Here is a 22,886-nt window from a genome sequence, read left to right as displayed (position 1 = left end):
CGATGACCAGCGAGAACGTGACCGATCCCAAGTCTGTCGAGTCGGCAGGGGCGGTGTCGGCGAAGGCCGTGGACGACCAGTTGATCGACGAGCTGGTGCACCGGGCCCAGGCCGAGGGTCTGCAGCTGACCGGCGAGGGCGGGCTACTCCAGCAGCTGACCAAGCGGCTGCTGGAGTCCGCCCTGGAGGGCGAGATCACCGACCACCTCGGCTATGACAAGCATGATGTGGCCGGCAAGAACGGCGGCAACTCCCGCAACGGCAAACGCTCCAAGACCGTGCTGACCGACGTGGGCCCGGTGGAGATAACCGTGCCCCGCGACCGCGAGGGCTCCTTCGAACCCAAGATCGTCAAGAAGCGGCAGAAGCGCCTGACCGGCGTCGACGAGATGGTCATCTCGCTGGCCGCGAAGGGCCTGACCACCGGCGAGGTCCAGGCCCACCTCGCGGAGGTCTATGGCGCCGAGGTCTCCCGCCAGACCATCTCCACCATCACCGACAAGGTCCTCGAGGGCATGGCCGAATGGCAGAGCCGCCCCCTCGACCCGGGGCGGTTTCGCGTGATGGTTGCGAATTGACCTTATTGCAATGCTATGCCCCAGTCTTGCATGGTCTCTTTCGGGGTGCGGTCGCCGAGGGCCATTCGGGGCCTGTCGTTGAGTTGACGGGTGACGTCCCTCAGGTTGCGGATGTCGTGGACGGCGAGGTCGGAACCTTTGGGAAAGTACTGCCGCAGCAGGCCGTTGGTGTTTTCGTTGGTCCCGCGCTGCCATGGCGAATGCGGGTCGCAGAAGTAGATCTGGAACCCCGTCAGCTGCTCTATCTCTTCGTGCAGTACGAGCTCGCGGCCCTGGTCCCAGGTGAGGGTCCTGCGCACCGTCGCCGGGAGATCTGCGGTCTGTGTGGTGAGGGCGTCACGCATTGAGCCGGCCTTCCACCCGTCAGGGAGATGGATCAGACGGACGAAGCGGGTGGCCCGGTCGACCATCGTCCCGATCGCTGAGCGCTGACCACGTCCGATGATGAGGTCGCCCTCCCAATCTCCTGGCCTGGAGCGCTCGTTGACTATGGCGGGGCGGTCGCAGATCAAGGTCATGTTCTTGATCTTGTTGGGTGACGGAACGCCCCGGCGCTGCTTCTTGCGTCGCGTTCGCCCGGTCCGCAGCCGGCCCTGACGCCGGCCCAGGAGTCCGGCGAAGAGTCCGCGATAGATCGTCTCGGCGCAAGCGTGCATCTGCGGCTCGTCGGGGTACTGCCGCCGGAGGTAGCGTGAGATCTGCTGCGGCGACCACTTCTCGTCGATTTTCTCGCGGACCACGCTGCGCAACGGAGCATGGTCGCGGATCTTCTCGGTCTTCGGACGCTGCCTGCGCAGCAGTGCTTGATTCTGCGCCCACCAGGGGTCGTAGCTTCCGTCGTCCTTCTTTCCCCGGGCGATCTCCCGGTAGACGGTGGACGTGCTCTTCCCGATCGCGGCGGCGATCGCGGTGGGCGGCTTCCCGGCGCGCAAGCCGTCGGCGATGGCGATGCGGTCGTCCTGGGTGAGGAAGCGTGGCGAGATGGAGACATCGGGGATGATCATGCTTCCAGCTTCGATGAACCACTTGGATCCGCAGCTGGTGGATACGCCCACTTGGCGGGCTGCCGCGGCTCCCTTCAACCCCTGACGCACCAGCTCGAAGTACTGCCGCCCGGCGGCAGTGGGCTTGCGGTTGGCTCCTCCACGAGGCATGCGAACGATCTCCTTCCGGGGCGTTCGCAACCATCGATGGAATTCAAGCGGTCTATCCGGTCGTCTTCATCGACGCCATCCACGTCAAGATCCGCGACGGCGCGGTCGCCAACCGGCCCATCTATGTCGCCCTGGCCGTCACCGCTGAGGGCCGACGGGAGATCCTGGGGCTGTGGGCCGGCGACGGCGGCGAGGGCGCCAAGCACTGGCTACACATCCTCACCGAGATCAAGACCCGAGGCGTCAGCGACGTCCTCATGCTGGTCTGCGACGGGCTCAAGGGCCTGCCCGAAGCGGTGGAGACCGTCTGGCCGCGGACGATCGTGCAGACCTGCGTAGTGCACCTGCTGCGGAACTCCTTCCGCTATGCCGCCCGCCAGGACTGGGACAAAATCGCCAAGCTCCTCAAGCCCGTCTACACCGCTCCCACCGAAGAGGCCGCCCTGGAGCGGTTCGCCGAGTTCGCCGACGCCTGGGGCCGGAAGTATCCGGCGATCGTGAAACTGTGGGAGAACGCCTGGGAAGAGTTCACCCCGTTCCTGCGGTTCGACACCGAGATCCGCCGCATCGTCTGCACGACGAACGCGATCGAGTCCGTCAACGCCCGCATCCGCCGGGCGGTCAAGGCCCGCGGACACTTCCCCAACGAGCAGGCCGCCCTGAAGTGTGTCTATATGGCGATCATGTCCCTCGATCCCACAGGCAAGGGGCAGGCCCGCTGGACCATGCGCTGGAAGACCGCCCTGAACGCTTTCGATATCACCTTCGACGGCCGCCTGTCGACGGCCCGTCAGTAACCTCAACTACAGCCGGGTCTGTAAAGCGAGCGGTGTAACTGGGTTTGGTGTGGCTAGAGTTGGCCTGCGGTGAGGCGGCCGTCGAAGGCCAGGTCGAAGGCGTTCATGGCACCCTTCCAGCGCATGGTCCAGCGTTTGCGGCCGGCGCCGGTCGGGTCGAGACTCATGACGGCCATGTAGACGCACTTGAGGGCGGCCTGTTCCGTGGGGAAGTGGCCGCGGGAGCGGACGGCCTTGCGGATACGGGCGTTGACGCTCTCGATGCTGTTCGTTGTGCATACGATGCGACGTATTTCTGCATCAAACTGCAGGAAAGGCGTGAACTCGGGCCAGCTGGACTCCCAGAGGCGGACGATCGCCGGGTACTTCTTGCCCCAGGTCTCGGCGAATTCCAGGAACCGTGTCGTGGCCGCGTCCTCGGTCGGCGCGGTGCAGACGGGCTTGAGCGCCTTGGCGATCTTGTCCCAGTCCTGCCGGGCCGCGTAGCGGAATGACGCCCGCAGCAGGTGAACCACGCACGTTTGCACCACAGTTCGCGGCCAGACCTCGCCGACCGCGTCGGGCAGCCCCTTCAACCCGTCACAGACCAGCATGAGGACGTCTTCGACGCCCCTGTTCTTCAGTTCGGAGAGTACTCGAAGCCAGTGTTTCGCGCCTTCGCCTCCGTCGCCGGCCCACAAGCCGAGGATGTCGCGGTGTCCCTCGGCGGTGACCGCCAGGGCCACATAGATCGGCCTGTTCGCTACCTGGCCATCGCGAATCTTGACGTTGACAGCGTCAATGAAGACGACCGGGTAGACGCGGTCGAGCGCCTGTCGGCGTACACGTGAACGTGCATAGCCACGTACGGATGAACGTGCATAGTTCCTGATGTGTTGAGGGCCGGTGCCCTGCACTCTGCTGCCTGTTGTTCAAGGTTGCAGAGAGGGGCCGATGGTGGTCTTGGACCCGCAGCGCTGGCTGGAACTCCGGCGTTTTCGTGGCCTTGTCGAGTCCGGGGCCATGAGCCTGTCGGAGGTCGCCAAGGAAACCGGGCTGAACTGGCGGACGGTCAGCAAGTACTTGTCTGCCGACGGGTCGGCGTCGCCGCCGCGTCGGACGACGAGCGGGCAGCCACGCAGGCGGGTGGTCGATGAGGTCGCCCCGCTGATCGACGCGATGCTTCGGGCCGAGGTCCTGATGAAGGCCGCGGTGATCCACGAGCGGCTGGCCAAGGAGTACGGGTTCACCGGCAACTACCAGCGGGTCAAGCTCTACGTTCAGGAAGCACGCCCGAGGATCGCCGAGGAACTGGGCATCACGCCGAGGGAACTGGCGGGGATGCACCGCCGGTTCGAGGTGATCCCGGGCGCCCAGGCGCAGGTGGACTGGGGTGATGAGGGCAAGACCCTCGCTCACCTGGGCATTCCCAAGGTCTACTCCTTCCACATGGTGCTGTCGTACTCGCGCGACCCGTTCTGCTGCTTCACCACCAGCCTGGATCTGCAGACGTTCTTCGACTGCCACCGGCGGGCGTTCGCGCACTTCGGCGGGGTGCCGATGACGATCGTCTACGACCGCACCAAGACCGTCGTCCGCCGCCACGTCGCTCCCGGTGAGGCGGTCCCGCTGCACCCGGAAGCGGTCGGCTTCGCCGGCCACTACGACTTCGACATCGACGTCCTGGCCGCATACCGGCCGCAGGGCAAGGGCCGGGTCGAGCGGCAGGTCCTGATCGTGCGTGACCACGTCCTGTCCGGGCGGGCCTTCTCGTCCGTCGAGGAGATGGACGCGGCGTTCGCCGCGTGGGTGCCGCAGCGGCGGGCCCAGATCCACAAGACGCACCGGGAGGTCATCGGCGAGCGGGCGGCCCGGGACCATGCGGCCCTCAAGCCGCTGCCTCCGACTCCGTATCTGGTGGCCGAGCGGCATCTGCGGCCGGTCGGCAAGGACTGTCTGGTCGCCTTCGGCGGGAACCTCTACTCGGTGCCCGCCCGCAAGGTCCGCCCGCGCCAGCTGGTGGAGATCAGGGCCACGAAGTCCCAGGTCATGCTGCACTCGACCGCCCCTGATGCCAGCGGGGAAACGCTGTTGGCCATGCATCCGCGGGCAGTGGGCCGCGGGGTGCGCGTCGTGGAGGAGAAGCATTGGGACGGCCTGCCCACCGGCCAGGGACGCCGGACCACCAGCGGCGACGTCCCGCCCCAACCTCGTCACGAGCGTGCCCCCGGCGAGGAAGCCGGCCCGCTGCAGGCCCTGCTGCACCGGGCCGCGGCCACCCGGATCGAGGTCGGCCGCCGACCGCTGTCGGTCTATGACGAGCTGACCGGCACCCGTCCCTTCACCACCCACCCGAGCACGAGGGAAACGTCTTGAGCGAGCTGGTCTCCACCCGCATCCGCAGCACGGCCGCCAAGCTCGGCCTGCCCCACCTGGCCGAAGCCATCAACGAGTACACCCGGCGGGCCGACGAAGCGAAGATGGGCTACCTCGACTTCCTCGACCTGGTCCTGTCCGAGGAACTCGCCGTCCGCGACGACCGGCGCTTCCGCCAGGGACTGCGGCTGTCGAGGCTTCCACACCACAAGACGCTGGACGAGTACGACTTTTCGTTCCAGCCCGACCTCGACCCGCGCAAGATCAAGGACCTCGCCACCCTCTCCTTCGTGGAAGCCAAGGCGAACGCGGCCCTGCTCGGGCCGCCCGGAGTCGGCAAGACCCACATCGCCATCGCCCTGGCCGTCGCGGCCTGCCGGGCCGGCTACTCGATCTACTTCACCAGCCTCGACGACATGGTCCGCAACCTCAAAACCGCCGAAGCCGCTGGTCGGCTGACCAACAAACTCGGCACCTACCTGCGGCCGAGTGTCCTCGTGGTCGACGAAGTCGGCTACCAGCCCCTCGAACGCGCGGAAGCAAACCTGGTCTTCCAGGTGATCTCCAAGCGCTACGAGAAGGGCTCGATCATCCTGACCTCGAACAAGACTTTCAGCGAGTGGGGCCAGGTCTTCGGCGACGAGGTCCTCGCCACCGCGATCCTCGACCGGCTCCTCCACCACTGCGAAGTTGTCCCCATCAACGGCCCCAGCTACCGACTCAAGAACCGCCTCAAGGCCATCGAGCGGGATACCGAAGTGGCCTGACACCTCTGCACGTTCAAACGTACGCAGCTATGCACTTCAGCTCGTACGCCGACACGAGGCCGGTTCTGCCATTCCGCCATGCCGTCCATCACCTTGTCGGTGATGGTGCTGATGGTCGTCTTGGACACGTCCGCGCCGTAGACCTCGGCCAGGTGCGCGGAAATTTCCCCGTGCGTGAGGCCCTTCGCGGACAGCGAGAGCACCATCTCGTCCACGCCGGTCAGCCGGCGCTGCCGCTTCTTGACGATGGCCGGCTCGAAGGAGCCTTCCCGGTCGCGAGGCACGTCGATCTCGACCGGCCCAATGTCCGTCAGCACCGTCTTGGAGCGGGTGCCGTTACGGGAGTTGCCGCCGTCCTTGCCCGCCGGGTCGTGCTCGTCATAGCCGAGATGGTCGGTGATCTCGCCCTCCAGGGCGGACTCCAGAACCGTCTTGGTCAGCTGCTGCAGCAGCCCGCCCTCGCCGGTCAGCTGCAGCCCCTTGCTACGGGCCTGCCCGACGAGCTGGTCGATCAGTTTCTGCTCGACCGTCGCAGTCTCCGGCGACGGATCCGCCTGATCGTCTGGGGCCACGAACTCGGTCACGGTGTCAGCCACTTGATGTCTCTTCCATGATCATCAATTACACCGGTGAGCGTACAGACCCTCCCAACTCGACATCGCGCTGCCGACTGTGCCCGACCCCCGCACCGCGGCGAACGCGGATATCGGGCGAGCGTTGTATGACAGTTCGGAGGCGTGAACTACCGGGACAGGCGCAGGTTCCGACTGCTGATCCTTGGTCCGTCGCACGACAGCGCGGAGGTTGGCCAAGCCTAGGCTTTGGTCTACGTCTGCTCGGTGGACTGCTGGGCAGCCTCGCGTTCGCCAGCACTGACCAGCCCTGTCTCGTAGGCGACAATGACGGCTTGGACACGGTCACGGAGTCCGAGCTTGGCGAGGATGCGGGCGACATGCGTCTTGACGGTCGCCTCGGCCAGGTGGAGGCGGCTGGCGAGTTCGGCGTTGCTCAGTCCTCGGGCCAGCAGGCCGAGGACCTCCAGTTCGCGCGGGGTGAGCGAGGCGAGGTCGCGGTGGAGGGCGGCGGTGTCGCTGCCGTGCTGGGCGAACCGCTGCACGAGGCGGCGGGTGATGGCGGGCGCGAGGAGAGCGTCGCCGGTGCGGACCGTGCGGACGGCCGCGGTCAGCTGCTCTGGGGTGACGTCCTTGAGGAGGAAGCCGCTGGCCCCGGCGGACAGTGCCGCGTAGACGTATCGGTCGAGGTCGAAGGTGGTCAGGATGATGACGCGGGGGGTGTCGGGGGCGCCGGTGAGGATGCGGCGGGTGGCCTCCAGGCCGTCCATCTCGGGCATCCGGACGTCCATCAGGACCACGTCGGGCCGGGTGCGGCGAACCGCGTCCACTGCTTCGGTTCCGTTGGTCGCCTCGGCCACGACGTCGATGCCGTCGGCGCGGAGGATCAACCGGAATCCGGTGCGGACCAGGGTCTGGTCGTCGGCGACGAGCACACGCAGCGGCTCGGTCACGGTGTCTCCAAGGGGATCAGGGCCTCCACACGGTAGCCGCCGGTCAGGCGCCGGCCGGTGTTCAGGGTTCCGTCGTGGACGGCGAGGCGCTCGCGCAGGCCGATCAGGCCCCGGCCGCTTCCGGTGGCCGCGCCCGGGTGTCCACCGGTGTCGGTGACTTCCACCCGGAGCCGCTGCGGGCCGTATTCGACGGTCACGGCGGCGGTGGCGCCGGACGCGTGCTTCACGGTGTTGGTCAGGGCTTCCTGGACCACGCGGTACGCGGCGAGCTCGAGGCCGGGCGGGAGGGGACGGGGCGGTCCTGTCACGGTCAGGTCGACGGGCAGTCCGGTGTCCCGGACCCGTCCGACCAGCGATTTCAGCTGGTCCAGCCCGGGTTGCGGAGCCAGCTCCGCCACCGTATCGGCCAGGTCCGCACCTCCGTCCGTCCCCTCGCTCTCGCCCTCGTCGGTCATGGTGAGCAGTCCCATGACGTGGCGCAGCTCGGTCATGGCCGCCCGCCCGCCTGCCTCGACGGCGAGCAACGCCTCGCCGGCTTCCTCGGGGGAGGTCTTCATGATTTTGCGGGCCGCGCCCGCCTGGATGATCATCACGCTGACGTTGTGCGTGACGACGTCGTGCAGTTCGCGGGCGATCCTGGCCCGCTCATGCTCGACGGCCCGGCGCAGCGCCTCGGCCTGTTCGCGTTCCAGGGCGGAGAGCCGCGTGCGGCCCTCGCCGGTTCGGAGTTTCCACGTACGCAGGCCGACAGCGGCCACGGCCATAGGGACCAGGATCAGCAGGGCGATGTATTCGTTGGGGACGATCGGTGTCACCGAGCTCCCCGAGGTGCCGACCAGGACAACCGACACCGGCAGCGCCGCCAGGGTCGCCACCCGGTACGGGCTGTACACGGCGGCGCTGTAGACGGCGATGACGAACGCATAGAAGGTCAGCCGCATGACGCTCTGCGGTGTCACCAGTGTCGCGGCCGTCACGATGCACAGCACAGCGAGCGGGTAGCGGCGGCGTAGCACCAGGCCACTCGAGGCAATGGCCGCGAGGGCCACCATGAAGGCCAGGCCGCCGGGTCCGGACGGGCGCCGAATGACGTACTCCACGCCGGGCGCGATCTCACGCACCACGACGTTATTGGCGTTGTCGATGCCGTAGTAGACGGTGGCGATTCCGATTACCAGTGCCACCAGCGCGTCGAACTGCCAGGCGCGCCGGGTGGGCCGCAGCGGTGGACCGCTCGGCAGCCTGGCGTCGCGGACCGTCCGGCGGGCGGCTTCCCGCAGCCGCTCCAGCGTCGTACGTACGTCCGTCACCGGATCATTCTCGCCGCCCCGCGGACCCGTGGCGTCCGTCCCGGTGGTCATTCTCATCGCACCGGATACATCACCCGCCTACATCGCAGGGATGACGTTTCCGGGGCTCAGCCCAGCGCGGTACCGCAATGGGGCCGGGCGGGCGACGCGTGCGGGCCGGGCCCACTCCTAGCGTTCACGCAGCCAACTGCCCATACCCGAGGAGCCTTTCATGACCATGCCGGTGATCGAACTGCGCGAGGTGAGCCGCCGATATGACGACGGCCCGCCCGCTCTGCACGAGGTATCGCTGACCGTGCGGCCCGGCGAGGCCGTCGCGATCCTCGGCCCTTCCGGCAGTGGCAAGTCAACACTGCTCAACCTGATCGCGGGCCTGGACCGGCCCGACACGGGGACCGTCACCGTGGACGGGCTACGGGTGGATCAGATGGGCGAAGCCGGATCGGCGCTCTACCGGCGGTCGAGGATCGGCATGGTCTTCCAGTTCTTCAACCTGCTCGATGATCTGACTGTCACCGACAATGTCGTCCTGCCCGCGCGCCTCGCGGGTATGGCACGTGGCGAGGCGGACCGCCGGACGGCGGAACTCCTGGAACTGCTGGGCATCGACCGGCACGCCCGCGCCTACCCGGGGCGGCTGTCCGGCGGCGAGCGGCAGCGCGTCGCGGTGGCCCGGGCGTTGATGAACCGGCCGGCGCTGCTCCTGGCCGACGAGCCGACCGGGGCCCTGGACACCGCCGCCGGACAGGACGTCAGCCAGCTGCTCACTGAGCTCAATGCCGAGGGCCAGACCATCGTCGTGGTCACCCACGACCTGACTTTGGCCCAGTCCTGCACAAACCGTACGGTCAGGATCGCCGACGGCCGGATCACCGAAGACGTCCGGTCGCAGGCCGTCGCCCCGGAGGCCGTCCGATGAGCGCGCTCGGCAGGGTGGTGCGCTCGGGGGTGGGCCGACGCCGGGTGCAGACGCTGGTGATCGGGCTCGCCACGATGATGGCGGTGGCCGCCTCCGTCCTCGGCGGAACGCTGCTCGTGGTTTCCGGCGGGCCCTTCGACGACGCCTTCGCCAGGCAGCACGGCGCGCATCTGACCGTGCAGTTCGACGCGGGCAAGGTGAGTGCCGGGCAGCTGTCGAAGTCCAAGGACGCCGAAGGCGTGAGCGCCGCGGCTGGGCCGTTCCGTACGGCGACGGTCACCCCGCGGTCGGACGGCTGGGACAACCCCGGGTGGCCGATGACTGTGGTCGGCCGGGGCGATCCCGGCCGGGACGTGGACGAGGCGGCGCTGCTCGATGGACGGTGGCCCACGCACTCCGGCGAGATCGTGCTGTCCGCCAACTCCGCGCTCATCCCGACCATGGGCATGAAGATCACCTTCCCCGATCTGTACGGCGATCCGACACTGACGGTGGTCGGTGTGGCCCGCTCGGTCACGCAGACCGCTGACGCCTGGGTGGTTCCGTCCCAGATGGCGGCGCTCAGCGTGCCCGGCAGCGGCGGCTACCAGATGCTCTACCGCTTCACCGACGCGGGCACCGCCGCGCAGATCACCGCGGGCGGCAAGCTCGTGACGCAATCCCTGCCGCCAAAGGCGGTCGTCGGCGAACAGTCATGGCTCACCGTCAAGAAGACCGCCGAGCAGGACACCGCCCTCTACGTCCCGTTCCTCATCGCGTTCGGCGCCCTGGGCCTGGTCATGTCGGTGCTCATCGTCGGCAACGTCGTCGCGTCGGCCGTCGGCACGGGAACGCGCCGCATCGGCATCCTCAAGGCTGTCGGCTTCACCCCGGCCCAGGTCGTGCGGGCCTACGTGGGCCAGGCGCTGATCCCGGCCGCCGCCGGCACGGCCCTCGGTGTCCTCTCCGGCCACTTGCTCGCCGTCCCCGTACTGGCCGAGACCGAGGAGGTCTACGGCACCTCGTCCCTGACCATCGCCCCCTGGGTCGACCTGGCGGTGATCGCCGGGGTGCTCGGCCTGGTGGTGGCGACCGCGTGGGCCAGTGCCTGGCGGGCAGGTCGGCTGCGTACGGTCGACGCGCTCGCCGTCGGGCGTACCGCTTCGGCGGGGCGCGGCCGGTGGGCGGCCCGCCTGGCCGGACGGCTGCCGTTGCCGCAGCCGGTCGCCCTGGGCCTGGCCCGGCCCTTCGCGCGGCCCGCCCGCGCGCTGGTCATGGGCACGGCGATCCTGTTCGGCACCATCGCCGTCACGTTCACCGTGGGGATGGGAGCCTCGCTCGGCCAGGTGATGAAGGCCAGGGCCCACGACGCCGCCGATGTCGTCGTGCCCGCGCCCTTGACGGACTTCGGCCCCCAAGGTCCTGCCCCTGAGAAGCAGCCCGAGGTCGATCCCGCCGCAGTCGCCGCGGCAATCGAGGCCACCGCCGGAACCGGGAAGTACTACAGCGCCTCGACGATACGGGCGACCGTGTCCGGCCTGACCGGCACCGTCAACGTGAACGCCTTCACCGGCGACGCCTCCTGGGGCGGCTACACGATGGTCTCGGGCCGCTGGATCGACAAACCCGGCGGGGCCGTGGTCCCGACCCCCTTCCTGGCCGCCACCGGCACCCGCATCGGCGACACCGTCACTCTGAACGGCCTGGCCGAGCCGGTCACAGTCCGGATCGTCGGCGAGGTCCTCGACCCCCGCAACGACGGCATGCAGGTCTTCACCGACGCCTCGACCCTCACGGCCGCCCATCCCGACCTGGCGGAGACGAGCCATCACATCGCGGTCACCTCAGGCACCGACGTCTCCGACTACATCGACGCGCTGAACGAGGACCTGGCACCGCTGGGGGTCACCGCTCGGGCCGGTGGGCTCGACGCCGGCAGCGACATGGTCGTCACGCTCAACGCGCTGTCCGCGATCCTCACGCTGATGCTCGTCGCCGTGGCCGCGCTCGGCGTGCTCAACGGCGTGCTGCTCGACACCCGCGAGCGCGTCCGGGAGATCGGTGTCCACAAGGCGCTCGGCATGACCCCCCGGCAGACCGTCGCGATGGTCCTCACCTCGGTCGCCGTGACCGGAGTGGTCGCGGGCACTTTGGGCGTGCCGCTCGGCGTGGCCCTGCACGGCTGGGTCATCCCCGCGATGGGCGACAGCGTGGGGCTCCGCTTCCCCGGTTCCGTCATCGCCGTCTACCACGGGGCCGAACTGCTCCCGCTCGCACTCGGCGGCCTGCTCATCGCCACCCTGGGCGCGCTCCTGCCCGCCAGCTGGGCCGTCAGGATCCGAACCGCCACGGCCCTGCGCACCGAATAGGAGGTCAGGTTCAGAGCTCGTACCTCCGGCCCTCACCTCAGGGAGCGGTGGGGGCCGGTTGGTTGGTTTACTCCAACTGGCGCGGGCCAACGGGAGCTCCTGGCAGCATGCACACACCGTTCCGGAACAAAGATCAACCGTCCACCGAACGCAGTCCAAACAGAGGCCGAGTCTTAACCGCCACCAGGTACCGGTGACTCACCGAAGACCGCACGTTTTCAATACTGACTCTTCGCCAGTGGGTGCTTGGAGACGACCGAGGCCATCGTCGGCGCGGTCACCGGCCCACCGACGGCTGCGCGCACGCTGCTGCTCGGCAGATACGACACCACCAGCCTCTTCCAGTACACCGGCCGCACCACTGTTCTCCCTCAGGCAGCCGGGCGTACGGTCGCCGGTCTGCTCACTCCGGCAGGGGCTGGTCACCCGTGGACGGGCTGGTCGTTCTCTGCCGGGTGGGGCAGCCGGCAGACGCTGGACGTCGCCCCGGTCCGGCCCGAGCTGGTGGTGGAAGTCGGCGTCGCCCGCGACGGCGCCGGCCGCTGGCGCCACCCCGCCCGCTGGCACCGCCCACGCCCCGACCTCTCTCCCGCCGACGTCACACTCTTCGACAGCCCTGGATAATGGCCGCTACCCCGCCCTGTTCGGGACGTTCTCGCAGGCACACGCGCACAATTCCCCACACACCGCGTGTCACGACGTCTCAGGTGCTCCGACCGAGACGTAGAACCTGGCAGGCATCTTGGTGGTGTCGTCTGCCTCTGCTGGAGTCACTTGCCCTGGCATCAAGCCACGGGCACTCGATAGATCAGCCCCGGACAGGTAGGCATCCGTGAACGTCACCGCGGACAGGTAGGCATCCGTGAACGTCACCGCGGACAGGTCGGCCTCCGTGAACATCGCCCCGGACAGGTCGGCCCTCGTGAACATCGCCCCGGACAGGTTGGCCCTCGTGAACATCGCCCCGGACAGGTTGGCCCTTATGAACATCGCCTCGGACAGGTAGGCATCCGTGAGCATCGCCCCGGACAGGCGGGCATCCGTGAGCGTCGCCCCAGACAGGTAGGCCTCCGTGAGGTCGGCTTGGGTGAGTTGGGCACCGGCGAGGTGGAGGCCGTGGAGGTCGAGTCGTTCGCGGGGGTCGACGTGGGTGCGTGATTCGGTGCGGGTGAGGGCGGTGAGAGCGGCCTGTACATCGGCGGCCGGCTCGCTGGGCAGCGGGTCGGCGTGCGGGCCGCGGTGGGGGTCGTCGTGGTCAGGCGGGGGCGCGGTTCTGGGGGCGTGATGGCGGATGAAGTGTCCAAGGACCTGGGCGGCGTCGGTGGCCGCTTGTTCGGGGGCGTCCTGCACGATCTGTTCGAGGGCTAGGATGCCGCCGATGCGTACGTAGATCTCGCCGGAGCCGAGTCGTTCGAGGGCTTTGGTGAAGCGGTCGGTGATCTGGCCGCGTCGGGTCAGGCGGTAGGTGCGGGCGGTGTAGAGCAGGGCGATACCGGCACCGAGCGCGGCCGTGAACGCGACTACGGCGGTGCGCAGTCCGGTCACGAGAGCCGCCGACCCCTTCTTCGCCTCGGTCTCATCGATGCGGTCGGCGTCAATGACGTAGGGACCCCACCAGATCAGCCACGGCAGCACCACAAATAGCACGACTGCACCGGCCACGATCAGAGCAGTCATGGCCCGTCGCCGGGTGCGTTCCTTCCGTCGGGCGCGCGCCCGACGCCGCTCCAACTCGTTCACGTGCTGCCGCGTGGCCTGACGCAGCTTGCGTTGGAGGTACGCCAGACGCCGATCCAGCTCGGTCATGTCCTCTCCTCCAACGCATCCTGACGCAGTGTGCGTCGCGCTCGCTGCTCTCGAAGGACGCGCAGGGGGTGCAGTGTTCTCATGCCCCGTACATGCCGGTCTGGCCGCATCCGGTTGCAGCCAAGTCCCGTGGTCGGGGCGTGGTCTGTGCGCAAGGAGCTTCGGGAGTGGTTATGGGCTGTCGCCGGACCAGTCGAAGCGGCTCAGGTCGCCCGGGCGCGGGTCGTACAAGGCGCGGCCGCCGGCGCCGAACCGGCCGAGCTCGGTGGACAGGGCGGCGCCGGTCGCGATCTGGTCCGGCGTCCAGTCGGTGACGTCCAGGAGCAGCCCGTCCAAGGGTCCGCCGACCAGTGCAACGTAGGAGCGGCCCGGGCGTGGGCCCGGGTCAGGGTCGTCGTGGTCGTGGCCGTATATCCGGCCGCGCAGCAGCTGCTCGTCGCCATTCACAGCGTTCAGCCTTCCAGCCGCCACTGACAACAAGCCCTGAAGGCATCGTCCACACGGCGACGGCTGCGCACGACCGGCTTTCCGGACCGTACGCACTGGTCAGGGTTGCGCGGCTAGGGCCTGTGCGGAGTTGTGATCTCGTGGGCCCCCGACCTGGGAAAGTCGGGGGCCTTGGAGTAAAACGGTGGGGTGTCTCGACCTCAACTTTCGGATGCCGATTGGGAGTTCATCTCCCCGTTTCTGCCGGTCGGTGAGTACGGGCCGTACCCGGAGAACCTGCGGGCGCACTTCGAGGGCGTCGTGTGGCGGTTCAGGAACGGTGCGAAATGGCGGGAGTTGCCCGAACGGTTCGGGCACTGGTCCACCGTTTACGGCCGGTTTCGGCAGTGGCGGGATGCCGGGGTGTTCGCCGCGGTGTTCCAGGGTGCCATCGCCGAGGCGGCGAAGCGGGGCCTGGTGGACTTGTCGCTGGTCAGCGTGGACTCGACCACGGTCCGGGCCCATCATGATGCTGCCGGGATGATCGTGGAGCCCGGGATCCTGGACGCGTTGGAGAAGGCCGCCGCGGAAAAAGGGGCGCCGGCCAAGACGGGCAACCGGACCCGGAGCGTGAAGAACGACGGCGCGTGAGGCGTCGCCGCAGGGCCCGGCTCGCCGTCGCCGACCTGGGACGTTCCCGCGGCGGACTGACCACCAAAGCGCATCTGTCCTGTGTGCCGCAGTGTCTGCCCCTCTCGCTCAAGATCACTGCGGGGCAAGCCGGAGACAGTCCGCAGTTCATCCCCGTCCTGAACAGGATCCGCGTCCCCGGCCCGGTCGGCCGGCCCCGCACCCGGCCCGACGCAGTCGCGGGCGATAAGGCGTACTCGTCCCGCCAGAACCGTTCTCACCTGCGCAAACGCGGGATCAAAGCGGTCATCCCCGAGAAGAAGGATCAGGCCGCCCACCGCAAGAACCGTGGCTCACGCGGCGGACGGCCCGTCACCTGGGACAAGCAGCTGTACAAGCTCCGCAACAGCGTCGAACGCACCATCAACAAGATCAAGGACTGGCGCGGTCTCGCTGTCCGCTACGACAAAAAGCCTGAAAGCTACCAGGCCGGACTCGAATTATGCGCCGGCCTCCTCTGGATCCGACACCTCGGATCACAGCCTTGATCACAACTCCGCACAGGCCCTAGGACGCCAGGGGTGTATGGGGCCGCGCCCTGACCTGAGGGCGCCCGCAGGCACTCGACACGACAGACACACGGGGCAGCGCACTCAAGGACTGTCCGGTGCAGAAAGTCCCAGGTCACAGGCCTGCAATGGGCCCGGTCCGGATGGCACCGTTCTCTTCGGCGTTCCCTTCGGCAGACGGGCTTGCGCCGCTAACCCCGCGCCCCGCCACAGTGCCCACCAAAGAACTTCCCACCCTGCTGCTGTCCTGCGCTGCCCGCGCCGCGCCTCGCTTCTGGAGCTCCGACCATGACCGCACCCCGCCTCACCGACGCCCTCAGCAGCCTCACCGCCGGAGGCCTGACCGCGATCGGCGATGGGTGTGGCTCTCCTGTAGGGAAGCCCTGAGCTGGGAGAACACTGGTTGACGGTGTGGGCGGGGTAGGCGTCCTTCTACTGTGGCGGGTGAAGTAGGGGGCGTCGATGGTGTCGTTGATCGAGGAGTTGGAGGCGCGGGAGGCTGCGGCTCGTGCCCGGGTGGAGGAACTCGAGGCGGAGATCGCCGAGTTGACCTCGCGGTTGGTGGGCGAGCGGGAGGCGTGGTCGCGGCTGCGGGTGACGCGCGAGACGGTGACCCAGGTGCTCGCCGAGCTGTCCGGGCAGGACGTGACCGAGACTGCGCCGTTGCGGGAACCGGTGGCGGCGGAGGCGCAGGTGGAGCCCGAAGTGCGGGTGGTGGGGTCGATCATGGTGCCGCACTGGCGGGAAGGTCTCACGACGGACGTGCTGCCGGATGTGTACCGGGACATCGTCGAGGTGATCGCGGACGCGTCGTCTCCGATGCAGGCCAAGCAGATCGTGCCCCGGATCGGACTGCCCGCGGTGACCGCGAAGATCGAGGGGACGCGGGGGAAACTCAAACGGCTGGTGGAACGGGGCTGGCTGATCGAGGACCAGCCCGGCCGGTTCGCGCCGGCTCACCCGGCACCGGGCGGGGAATCGGCGAACTCGCGGAACGATAAAGGCTCTTCTCTCTAGATTCGAAGGTGCGAACCGATCCGAACCGGAGAAAGAAGAGCCGGGTGAAACCGTACGACACCTTCGATGCCATCGACTCGTTCGCCGCCTCGGCAAGCGCCTTCGAATGCCTGACAGGCACGCTGGCAGGGCCGCAGGCGGCCGCTTTGACCCACCATGAGTTGGAAGAACTCGTGGAAGTCAGGGGCCGGGAGCTCTTGCGGCGGCTGCTGCAAGACCACTTCGATCTCCGCGCCTTACGAGAGCGGGAACAGATCCAGGAACGATTGCTCGCGGGGAACACGGAAGTGGTCCGTGGTGCGGACGGGCGCATCCGTCCGCACCACGAGGCGGGGCACTCCCGCAAGCTGGCCTGCCTGTTCGGCACGGTCACGGTGACGCGGACCGCCTGGCGGCAGAAGGGACTGATCAACGTCCACCCCGCCGACATCTCACTCTCGCTGCCCGCCGGCCGGCACTCGTTCGGCCTGCGTCGTCTGGCCGTGATCGAGGCCGTCCGCGGCTCATACGACCAGGCGAGAGCCGCGATTGAGGACCGTTGCGGGAAGGTGCTGGGCAAACGGCAGGCCGAAGGGCTGGTCGTCGCCGCGGCGGTGGACATCGACGACTTCTACCGGTGCATGATCCCTCTCCCGTCGACCGCGACCACCGTGCTCGTGATGCAGGTCGACGGCAAGGGCGTCGTGATGAGGCCCGAGGCACTGCGGCCCGCAACGCTCAAAGCACACCTGAACAGCCAGCATGCCCTGCGGACCCGACTCGCCCCGGGCGAGAAGCCGCACCGGAAACGAATGGCCACCCTGGCCTGCGTCTTCGACGCCGATCCCGCCCCGCGCCGACCGCACGATGTGATCGCCCCGCCCGAGGGCCGCAGCACCCTTGCCCGCACCCCCCGCTCCGGGCCGAGAGCACACCGCAAGTGGCTCACCGCTTCCCTGGTCCATCCACCCGAGCAGGTCATCGCCGCCGCGTTCGATCAGGCCGCCGCCCGCGACCGGGACCATCTGCGGGACTGGGTCGTCCTGGTCGACGGAGCCCGCCACCAACTCGGCCTGATCCAGGCCGAAGCCGGCAGACGAGGCATCAAGGTGCACATCCTGCTCGACTTCGTGCACGTCAGTGAGTACATCTGGGACGCGGCTCACTGCTTCCACAAGCCCGGCACAGCGGCGGCCGAAGCCTGGGTTGCCGGCCACCTCACCACCATCCTTCACGGCCAGGCCGCCCGCGCCGCCACCGAGATCACCACTCAGGCCGACCGGACCGGGCTGCACGGCACCCGGCGCGAGGGCGTCGACACCTGCGTCCGCTACCTCACCGGGCACCTCGGTCAGCTCCGCTACGACACCGCCCTGGCGGCGGGCTGGCCGATCGCCACCGGCGCGATCGAAGGCGCCTGCCGCCACATCGTGGGCGACCGACTCGACATCACCGGCAGTCGCTGGGGCCTCCAGGGCGCCGAGGCCATCCTCAAACTCCGGGCCCTGAAAGACAACGGCGACTTCAACACCTACTGGGCGTTCCACCTCACCCGCGAGCACAAACGCCTCTACCCCACCCCCGACCAGCACAACTACAACCTCACGGCCTGATCAGGAACGTCCCTACAGGAGAGCCACACCCATCGGCGATATCCCGTGGTGGATCGCGGTCCTCATCCTGCTCCCCGCCCTGCTGGAGCAACCCGGACCGTCACCGCGGTACTCGCCAGCATCTCCAGCTTCCGCAAGGAATCCCTGTGGACGAACCACGAGAAGGGGTTCCTCGAGGGCGTCGACACGACCACCGGCCTGCTCCACATCGAACAAGTCCGACGGAGCGCCGCACTCGCACCCACCCAGTTGACGACCGACCCGGCCCCGACCAGCCAGGCGGACAACACCCCTCCACCCGGACCGCCACCATGACGCCACAGGTCGCACCAGCAGATCGTGCTCTCCACAGCGCCACCCCGCCCGCCGGCACCGCCCACGCCTTGGCCTCTCCCCCACCGATCTGCCCCGCATGACCTCACCGAGCTGACCTGCTACAGCCGACCCACAGTCGTGGTCCGAGCGGCTGCGGTTGGGGAGCAGCAGCGCTCTGAGCGGTGTGGGGCCGCTACACGTTGAGGGCGAATAGGTGCAGCCACCAGATGCCCGGTTCCGTGAGACCGACGGCGGTGATGACGCCGGCCAGACCGATTGCCACCCCGGAAGCGGTGAGTATTCGGTCTCCCATCCCGTCCAACCGATCGCTCCTTGAGAAGCAGAAGACTGCGATGTAGACGAGGACGCCCCATCCGACAAAGCCAGCCAGGGCGAAGGGCACGAAGGATAGGGCTATAGCCCAGCCTGGAGGCCCGTTGTCGAGGCGGCATAGAGCGACGTATCCGGCTGTCATCAGGTAGTTGAAGACGGGAGCGGCCAGCAGGGCAAGAACGCCGATTGCTTCGGACACAGTCCGGGGTGCAACGAACCATTGGCGCTTGTAGGGGCTGGGCAGCGGGGGTGCAGGGGCTGCCCTCCGCGCCTCGTTGGGACCAAAGCTCGTATCGCGCGGGCGAGATGGTGAGCGTGGCGAGACTGCGTCATCGCTGGCCTCCTGTTCGGCATGCATCTCGGCCATGGCCTGATCGGCGATCTTCGGGTCCAAGCCCGACTCGAAGGTGCCCTCCGGCTCGGACAACGGGTCCTCGAACGCCATGTCGGAGTCCAGTAGCGATACGGGAGAGTCGTCCAAGTCCTCTGACCTGGGCTCGGTGGCTGATTCAGGGCTCTCGGAAATCAGCGCGGGTTCTGCGGACCGTTCGTCCACCTCAATGTTGGTGAGAGCCTCACTCAGGACGTCCTGGGCTTCGGCTTCCACCGCCTGTTCCAGCTTCGCCTGTACGAGCTCGCCGTCCGCGCGCAGCAAGCGCTGCTGAGCGCGCTGCAACTCGGCTTGGGCCTGGTGCAGTTCGCTTTCCAGGTGGGTGAGCCTGTTCATAGCCTCTGTGTGGTGGCTCTCAGCCTCACTCAGTGCGCGCTGTGCGGCGGCCGCTTCCTGCCGCGCGACGGTGGCGTCGGCCTGGTCTGCTCCTACGCAATGCGTGCCGAGCGGCGTTCGTCCTCCAGCTCTCGGCGGGCGCCTTCAGTGTCGTGGACGGCTTGGGCGAGTGCTTCCTCTGTCCGTGCCAGGCGTTTCAGCAGCAGCGCCTGGTGTTCCTGCCACTGCGCACGGTCCGAGACAGCGTCCTGCGATAAGGCTTCGGCCTGTTCGCACATCTGCTCATACTCATCCTTGAGCAGCTGGTTGTACTGTTCGGCGCTGACGACTTGCATGCCGGGCCGGGCCAGCTCCGCTCGCATGACCATGGCCATCACCCCGCCCAGCAGGAAGAACCCGAACGCGGTGACCATGTAGAGATTGCCGATGACCTTGTGGTCCGTGGTCGTCAGCCAGCCCATGAGCCTGACGCCGGCGCTGATGCGCCTGTTGGTCACCGGCTCGGCCGACGCGGCTTCCTGCTGGTTCAGCGCCATCGGTGCTCCGTCTCGTCTCTGGTGACTCGATAGTGGAGCCTTCCACCACGGACGGGCGTACGACTGGCCGTAGGACTGGCAATGGCGCCCCGAATTTCACCAGTTCACCGGCGCACCGAACGGCATCCGAGTGTCCCACCGCCCGCTTGCTGCGACGCCCCGCTTCCTGGGACTTCGGACGACGAACGGCCCGGCTCGCTGAAGTCGACAGGCGCTGGCACTCATGGGGAGCGGCGCAGTCAACTTCCCCTGCAGTGACTCCTCCCCTTGTGAACGAGGGGGCTTCTCGCTATGCCGGGTTGGCGTCGCGACGGACCAGCCCGGCCCGTAGAACGTTCAGTGCGCCCACCGTGTCAGCGTGCGCGCTGTGCCCGCACGAGACGCAGTGGAACTTCTCCTGGGTGGGCCGGTTCTCCGCTGAGAGCCCGTGAACAAACTGATCGTTGCGGGTGGGTGGGAATCGGTGAAGTGACGTGAACGGCCAGGACCTCTTGGTAGCAACTGCGGTGTCGAAGCCCAGTCGCGCCAAGAGGTCCTGTCATGCCGTTGTACGCCCCTGCCATCACCGCCGTCACCCCGGATGCTCAAGCTGACTGCTCCTGCCTGGCCTGCCGGTTCGGTCACGGCCGCCGTCATCCGGCCCGGTCCCGCCGCTACACCTCGGACACCACGGATGCGGAGTGGCAGGTCATCGCGGCGGTGCTGCCGTGGCCGGCCTGGCTGGACGGCAAGGGCGGGCGGCCGGAGGAGTACTGCCGCCGTCTGATCGTGGACGCGATCTTCTACGTCGCGGACAACGGCAACAAGTGGCGCAACCTGCCGGGCGACTTCCCGCACTGGCGCACGGTGCACACCATCTTCACCCGGTGGTGGCAGGACGGAAGCGTCGACGCCATCCACAACGACCTGCGTGACGAGGTCCGCCGGTCCGAGGGCCGGGACACCGACCCGACCGCCGCGGTCATCGACTCGCAGTCGGTACGCGCTGCGGAGACGGTCGGCTCCGACAGCCGCGGGTACGACGCGGGCAAGAAGGTGGCAGGCCGCAAGCGCCACGTGATCGTGGACACGATCGGCCTGCTCCTGGTCGTCATGGTCACCAGCGCGAGCGTGCAGGACCGCGACGGCGCCCGCCCTGCGCTGACGCACCTGCGTGACCTCTTCGAATCGGTCAGCCTGGTCTGGGCCGACGGCGGCTACGCCGGGAAACTCGTCACCTGGGCCAAGAAGAAGCTCCAGTTCACGATCGAGATCGTCAAGCGCAACGACGACGTCAAGGGCTTCGTGGTACTGCCACGCAGGTGGGTGGTGGAGCGCACGCTGTCGTGGATCTTCCAGCGCCGCCGCTGCGTACGCGACTACGAACGGTTACCCGAGCACCACGAAGCCATGGTCAAGTGGTCCATGATCATGCTGATGTCACGGCGCCTGGCGGGCACGAAGGACGCCAAACACCGGAAATGATCAGTTTGTTCACGGGGTCTGAGACATGCCCGCATTCGGGGCAGGTTCGGGAGGTGTTACGGGGGTCCACGACGACCACTCCCCGTCCGGCGCTTTCAGCCTTGGCGTTCAGGATCGTCAGAAACACCCCCATCCGGCATCCGAGATCGAGTGGTTCAGCCCGGCCTTCGCGGCGGCTCCGTTCGGCAGGAAGCAGCCCGACCGGTCGGGGTCAGGCTTCGACGCGGGGGCCTTGACCATGTTGCGGATCTTGAGGTCTTCGTGCGCGATAAAGTCCTGTGCGCGGACCTGCCCGAGCGCGGTCTTGTGGGCGTGGTCGAGCCGCTGGCGGCGGACTTTGCGGTGCAGCCTGGCGACATTGTCCACGGCCCGCTGGTGGTTGGCGGTACGCTTGTCGCGGCGCACCCGCGGGAAACGGGACAGGGCCTGCTGCCCTGCTTCGAGCTTCGCGGCGGCCCTGCGGCCGTGGCGGGGGTTGGCGACATGCTCACCGCTGGAGGTAGTGAGGAATGAGGCTACGCCTTGATCCGGCGGAAGAACGCCTGGAACGCCTTGTCCAGCCGACGCAGGGTGGCCTGCTGCGAGCTGAACGACCAGCGGCCCTGACGCTCCGGGTCCACCGCCTTGAGCTGCGCCGACTGCTGCCCGTACCTGATGCTCGCCCTCGAGACATGGCGATAGGCGTCCCGGCGTTCCTGCAATGCCCCGTTGTAGAGCGAGCAGTGATCGGCCAGCATCGCGGCAAGCGCAGCGGCCTGGCCCACAGTGGGCCGCATGAGGAACTTGTATGCACGGATCAACCGGCCCACCCCCTTCGGCCATAGTGTGATCAACCTAGCCGAGGCCACTGACAACGCAGCGAACCCGGGCGCTTCGTGCCTCCGAGCCGAGGATGCGTTCCCCTCCCCGGCCGAAGCCGGGATACCCACGCAAGATCAGGGATGGGGATTGCTCCTTGCTCCGGTTCATGCCGCTTTCCCCGGTCTGCCTTCCGGCAGTTCCTGCCCGCAGTGGGGAGCCGGAGCGGCGCCTCCAGCCGAACACCGTTCGCGACCGGACGGCGGTCCGGCGTCGCTACCACGAGCCGCAAGGAGGCCCAGCTATGCCCCGTCGGGCGCCGTCGCGACTCATCCAGGCGTGGCCGTGATCACTCAGCGGTTCTGCCTGAAATATTCTCGGATATATGCGTTCGCTTCCCGCCCCGGCAGGGCTGAGTCGTCCACTCGCCCAGGTAGCCTCCCAGCACCTTGCGACGCTCGCTACCGATGACGGATTCTGGACGTAGTCGTCCACAGGCATGGGCGGAGTACACAGCCCCCTACCTTGCTGCTCTTGCGGTCCGCGGGGTGCGAAATGAAAGTCGAACTGATCCAACGGGCAGCCAACGTGCTGTTCGGCGTCCCGGACGATGTGCATGAGGAGATCATCAGGCTCATCACTGCAGTGTCCCGGGCCCCGAAGCCACAGGCCCCGGAGCTGGCCGCAGCGTTCGGTGAATGGTGCTGGCTTGTCTACACCAGTCATGGTGACGTGATCGAAGTGCTGGACGTCGGCTGCGCCCGGTGACGTCAGCGGCACGTGGGGCGGCTCTTGCACTGTGGTCTGGTGTGTTGCGCCTGTACCTGGTCTTCCTCGGGGCCATGTTCAGCGGCATCTGGCGCGCATTCATCGGCCGATTCGCCTTCCGCTACCGTTGCTCGGCCTTCCCCGTCACCGAC

Annotated in this window: 16 protein-coding genes and 6 pseudogenes; 12 read left to right on the top strand and 10 right to left on the bottom strand. The window is 67.9% G+C overall.

Annotated elements, in window-relative coordinates:
• Positions 1-2: 2 nt before the first annotated feature.
• Entirely contained in the window at positions 3-578 is a 576-nt protein-coding gene (locus tag QF035_RS53470; RefSeq protein ID WP_307530319.1) for a transposase, read from the top strand.
• A 2-nt stretch (positions 579-580) separates the two neighbouring features.
• Here QF035_RS53470 and QF035_RS53465 read toward each other — a convergent pair whose 3' ends face one another.
• Positions 581-1,732 carry an IS30 family transposase gene (locus tag QF035_RS53465; RefSeq protein WP_307530317.1) on the bottom strand — a complete coding sequence of 384 codons (1,152 nt, stop codon included), beginning with the start codon at positions 1,730-1,732 and terminating at the stop codon, positions 581-583.
• 41 nt (positions 1,733-1,773) lie between these two features.
• Between QF035_RS53465 and QF035_RS53460 the strand changes: the two are divergent.
• Positions 1,774-2,529 (top strand): annotated as a pseudogene (locus QF035_RS53460) (IS256 family transposase); the annotation flags it as partial.
• A 53-nt stretch (positions 2,530-2,582) separates the two neighbouring features.
• On the opposite strand, the pseudogene QF035_RS53455 reads toward QF035_RS53460, so the two are convergent.
• Positions 2,583-3,338 (bottom strand): annotated as a pseudogene (locus tag QF035_RS53455) (IS256 family transposase); the annotation flags it as partial.
• A 124-nt stretch (positions 3,339-3,462) separates the two neighbouring features.
• On the opposite strand from QF035_RS53455, the gene istA reads away from it, so the two are divergent.
• Both istA and istB read left to right on the top strand, forming a co-directional pair.
• Complete coding sequence (istA, locus tag QF035_RS53450) at positions 3,463-4,884, top strand: IS21 family transposase (RefSeq protein ID WP_307530315.1); 1,422 nt, start codon at positions 3,463-3,465, stop codon at positions 4,882-4,884.
• Positions 4,881-5,651 carry an IS21-like element helper ATPase IstB gene (gene istB, locus QF035_RS53445; RefSeq protein ID WP_307530313.1) on the top strand — a complete coding sequence of 257 codons (771 nt, stop codon included), beginning with the start codon at positions 4,881-4,883 and terminating at the stop codon, positions 5,649-5,651. Before istA ends, istB begins: the two co-directional genes overlap by 4 nt.
• A gap of 32 nt (positions 5,652-5,683) precedes the next feature.
• Here istB and QF035_RS53440 read toward each other — a convergent pair.
• From QF035_RS53440 to QF035_RS53430, 3 genes and pseudogenes are all read right to left on the bottom strand, one after another.
• Positions 5,684-6,223, bottom strand: a pseudogene (locus QF035_RS53440) (transposase); the annotation flags it as partial.
• 254 nt (positions 6,224-6,477) lie between these two features.
• Positions 6,478-7,176: a response regulator gene (locus tag QF035_RS53435; RefSeq protein WP_307530311.1), complete on the bottom strand. Its 699-nt coding sequence runs from the start codon at positions 7,174-7,176 to the stop codon at positions 6,478-6,480.
• Positions 7,173-8,537, bottom strand: a complete 1,365-nt coding sequence (locus QF035_RS53430; RefSeq protein WP_307530310.1) for a sensor histidine kinase — start codon at positions 8,535-8,537, stop codon at positions 7,173-7,175. The genes QF035_RS53435 and QF035_RS53430 overlap by 4 nt, the downstream gene beginning before the upstream one ends.
• Before the next feature lie 160 nt (positions 8,538-8,697).
• Here QF035_RS53430 and QF035_RS53425 point away from each other — a divergent pair, with 160 nt between their 5' ends.
• From QF035_RS53425 to QF035_RS53415, 3 genes are all read left to right on the top strand, one after another.
• A complete protein-coding gene (locus QF035_RS53425) occupies positions 8,698-9,405 on the top strand; it encodes an ABC transporter ATP-binding protein (RefSeq protein ID WP_307530308.1) in 708 nt (235 codons plus the stop codon).
• Entirely contained in the window at positions 9,402-11,753 is a 2,352-nt protein-coding gene (locus QF035_RS53420; RefSeq protein ID WP_307530306.1) for an ABC transporter permease, read from the top strand. The genes QF035_RS53425 and QF035_RS53420 overlap by 4 nt, the downstream gene beginning before the upstream one ends.
• A 246-nt stretch (positions 11,754-11,999) precedes the next feature.
• Positions 12,000-12,377 carry a hypothetical protein gene (locus QF035_RS53415; protein WP_307530305.1) on the top strand — a complete coding sequence of 126 codons (378 nt, stop codon included), beginning with the start codon at positions 12,000-12,002 and terminating at the stop codon, positions 12,375-12,377.
• A gap of 69 nt (positions 12,378-12,446) precedes the next feature.
• On the opposite strand, the gene QF035_RS53410 is transcribed toward QF035_RS53415, so the two are convergent.
• Together QF035_RS53410 and QF035_RS53405 are read right to left on the bottom strand one after the other, a co-directional pair.
• Positions 12,447-13,559 carry a pentapeptide repeat-containing protein gene (locus QF035_RS53410; protein WP_307530303.1) on the bottom strand — a complete coding sequence of 371 codons (1,113 nt, stop codon included), beginning with the start codon at positions 13,557-13,559 and terminating at the stop codon, positions 12,447-12,449.
• Positions 13,560-13,730: 171 nt separating this feature from the next.
• Positions 13,731-14,006, bottom strand: coding sequence for a hypothetical protein (locus QF035_RS53405; RefSeq protein WP_307530301.1), 276 nt, complete (start codon positions 14,004-14,006; stop codon positions 13,731-13,733).
• A 189-nt stretch (positions 14,007-14,195) separates the two neighbouring features.
• On the opposite strand from QF035_RS53405, the pseudogene QF035_RS53400 reads away from it, so the two are divergent.
• The 3 genes and pseudogenes from QF035_RS53400 to QF035_RS53390 all read left to right on the top strand — a co-directional run bounded on the left by QF035_RS53400 (position 14,196) and on the right by QF035_RS53390 (position 17,793).
• Positions 14,196-15,163: pseudogene (locus tag QF035_RS53400) on the top strand (IS5 family transposase).
• Between the two features lie 483 nt (positions 15,164-15,646).
• Complete coding sequence (locus QF035_RS53395; protein WP_307530300.1) at positions 15,647-16,201, top strand: hypothetical protein; 555 nt, start codon at positions 15,647-15,649, stop codon at positions 16,199-16,201.
• Between the two features lie 44 nt (positions 16,202-16,245).
• Positions 16,246-17,793, top strand: a complete 1,548-nt coding sequence (locus QF035_RS53390; protein WP_307530298.1) for an ISKra4 family transposase — start codon at positions 16,246-16,248, stop codon at positions 17,791-17,793.
• 508 nt (positions 17,794-18,301) lie between these two features.
• Here QF035_RS53390 and QF035_RS53385 read toward each other — a convergent pair.
• The gene (locus tag QF035_RS53385; RefSeq protein WP_307530296.1) at positions 18,302-19,168 is read right to left on the bottom strand and encodes a hypothetical protein; all 867 of its coding nucleotides are present in this window, start codon (positions 19,166-19,168) and stop codon (positions 18,302-18,304) included.
• Positions 19,169-19,470: 302 nt separating this feature from the next.
• Positions 19,471-19,704, bottom strand: a pseudogene (locus QF035_RS56345) (cytochrome ubiquinol oxidase subunit I); the annotation flags it as partial.
• Between the two features lie 540 nt (positions 19,705-20,244).
• On the opposite strand from QF035_RS56345, the gene QF035_RS53370 reads away from it, so the two are divergent.
• The gene (locus QF035_RS53370; RefSeq protein ID WP_307517465.1) at positions 20,245-21,168 is read left to right on the top strand and encodes an IS5 family transposase; all 924 of its coding nucleotides are present in this window, start codon (positions 20,245-20,247) and stop codon (positions 21,166-21,168) included.
• A gap of 19 nt (positions 21,169-21,187) precedes the next feature.
• Here the strand turns inward: QF035_RS53370 and QF035_RS53365 are convergent.
• A pseudogene (locus QF035_RS53365) lies at positions 21,188-21,968 on the bottom strand (RNA-guided endonuclease InsQ/TnpB family protein); the annotation flags it as partial.
• Positions 21,969-22,521: 553 nt separating this feature from the next.
• Here QF035_RS53365 and QF035_RS53360 point away from each other — a divergent pair.
• Complete coding sequence (locus tag QF035_RS53360; RefSeq protein WP_307530292.1) at positions 22,522-22,734, top strand: hypothetical protein; 213 nt, start codon at positions 22,522-22,524, stop codon at positions 22,732-22,734.
• The last annotated feature ends 152 nt before the right edge of the window (positions 22,735-22,886 follow it).

This window comes from Streptomyces umbrinus, from assembly GCF_030817415.1.
Taxonomy (GTDB): domain Bacteria; phylum Actinomycetota; class Actinomycetes; order Streptomycetales; family Streptomycetaceae; genus Streptomyces; species Streptomyces umbrinus_A.
The sequence above is the reverse complement of the archived record's forward strand: the minus strand, read 5'-3'. Positions and strand labels throughout refer to the sequence as shown.

What these genes read in the sequence shown, in the direction of transcription:
- QF035_RS53410 (WP_307530303.1), bottom strand. Translation starts at nt 13,559, where the DNA reads ATGACCGAGCTGGATCGGCGTCTGGCGTACCTCCAACGCAAGCTGCGT.
- QF035_RS53385 (WP_307530296.1), bottom strand. Translation starts at nt 19,168, where the DNA reads ATGAACAGGCTCACCCACCTGGAAAGCGAACTGCACCAGGCCCAAGCC.
- QF035_RS53395 (WP_307530300.1), top strand. Translation starts at nt 15,647, where the DNA reads ATGGTGTCGTTGATCGAGGAGTTGGAGGCGCGGGAGGCTGCGGCTCGT.
- istA (WP_307530315.1), top strand. Translation starts at nt 3,463, where the DNA reads ATGGTGGTCTTGGACCCGCAGCGCTGGCTGGAACTCCGGCGTTTTCGT.
- QF035_RS53420 (WP_307530306.1), top strand. Translation starts at nt 9,402, where the DNA reads ATGAGCGCGCTCGGCAGGGTGGTGCGCTCGGGGGTGGGCCGACGCCGG.
- QF035_RS53465 (WP_307530317.1), bottom strand. Translation starts at nt 1,732, where the DNA reads ATGCCTCGTGGAGGAGCCAACCGCAAGCCCACTGCCGCCGGGCGGCAG.
- QF035_RS53360 (WP_307530292.1), top strand. Translation starts at nt 22,522, where the DNA reads ATGAAAGTCGAACTGATCCAACGGGCAGCCAACGTGCTGTTCGGCGTC.
- QF035_RS53430 (WP_307530310.1), bottom strand. Translation starts at nt 8,537, where the DNA reads ATGACCACCGGGACGGACGCCACGGGTCCGCGGGGCGGCGAGAATGAT.
- QF035_RS53470 (WP_307530319.1), top strand. Translation starts at nt 3, where the DNA reads ATGACCAGCGAGAACGTGACCGATCCCAAGTCTGTCGAGTCGGCAGGG.
- QF035_RS53425 (WP_307530308.1), top strand. Translation starts at nt 8,698, where the DNA reads ATGACCATGCCGGTGATCGAACTGCGCGAGGTGAGCCGCCGATATGAC.
- QF035_RS53370 (WP_307517465.1), top strand. Translation starts at nt 20,245, where the DNA reads ATGCCGTTGTACGCCCCTGCCATCACCGCCGTCACCCCGGATGCTCAA.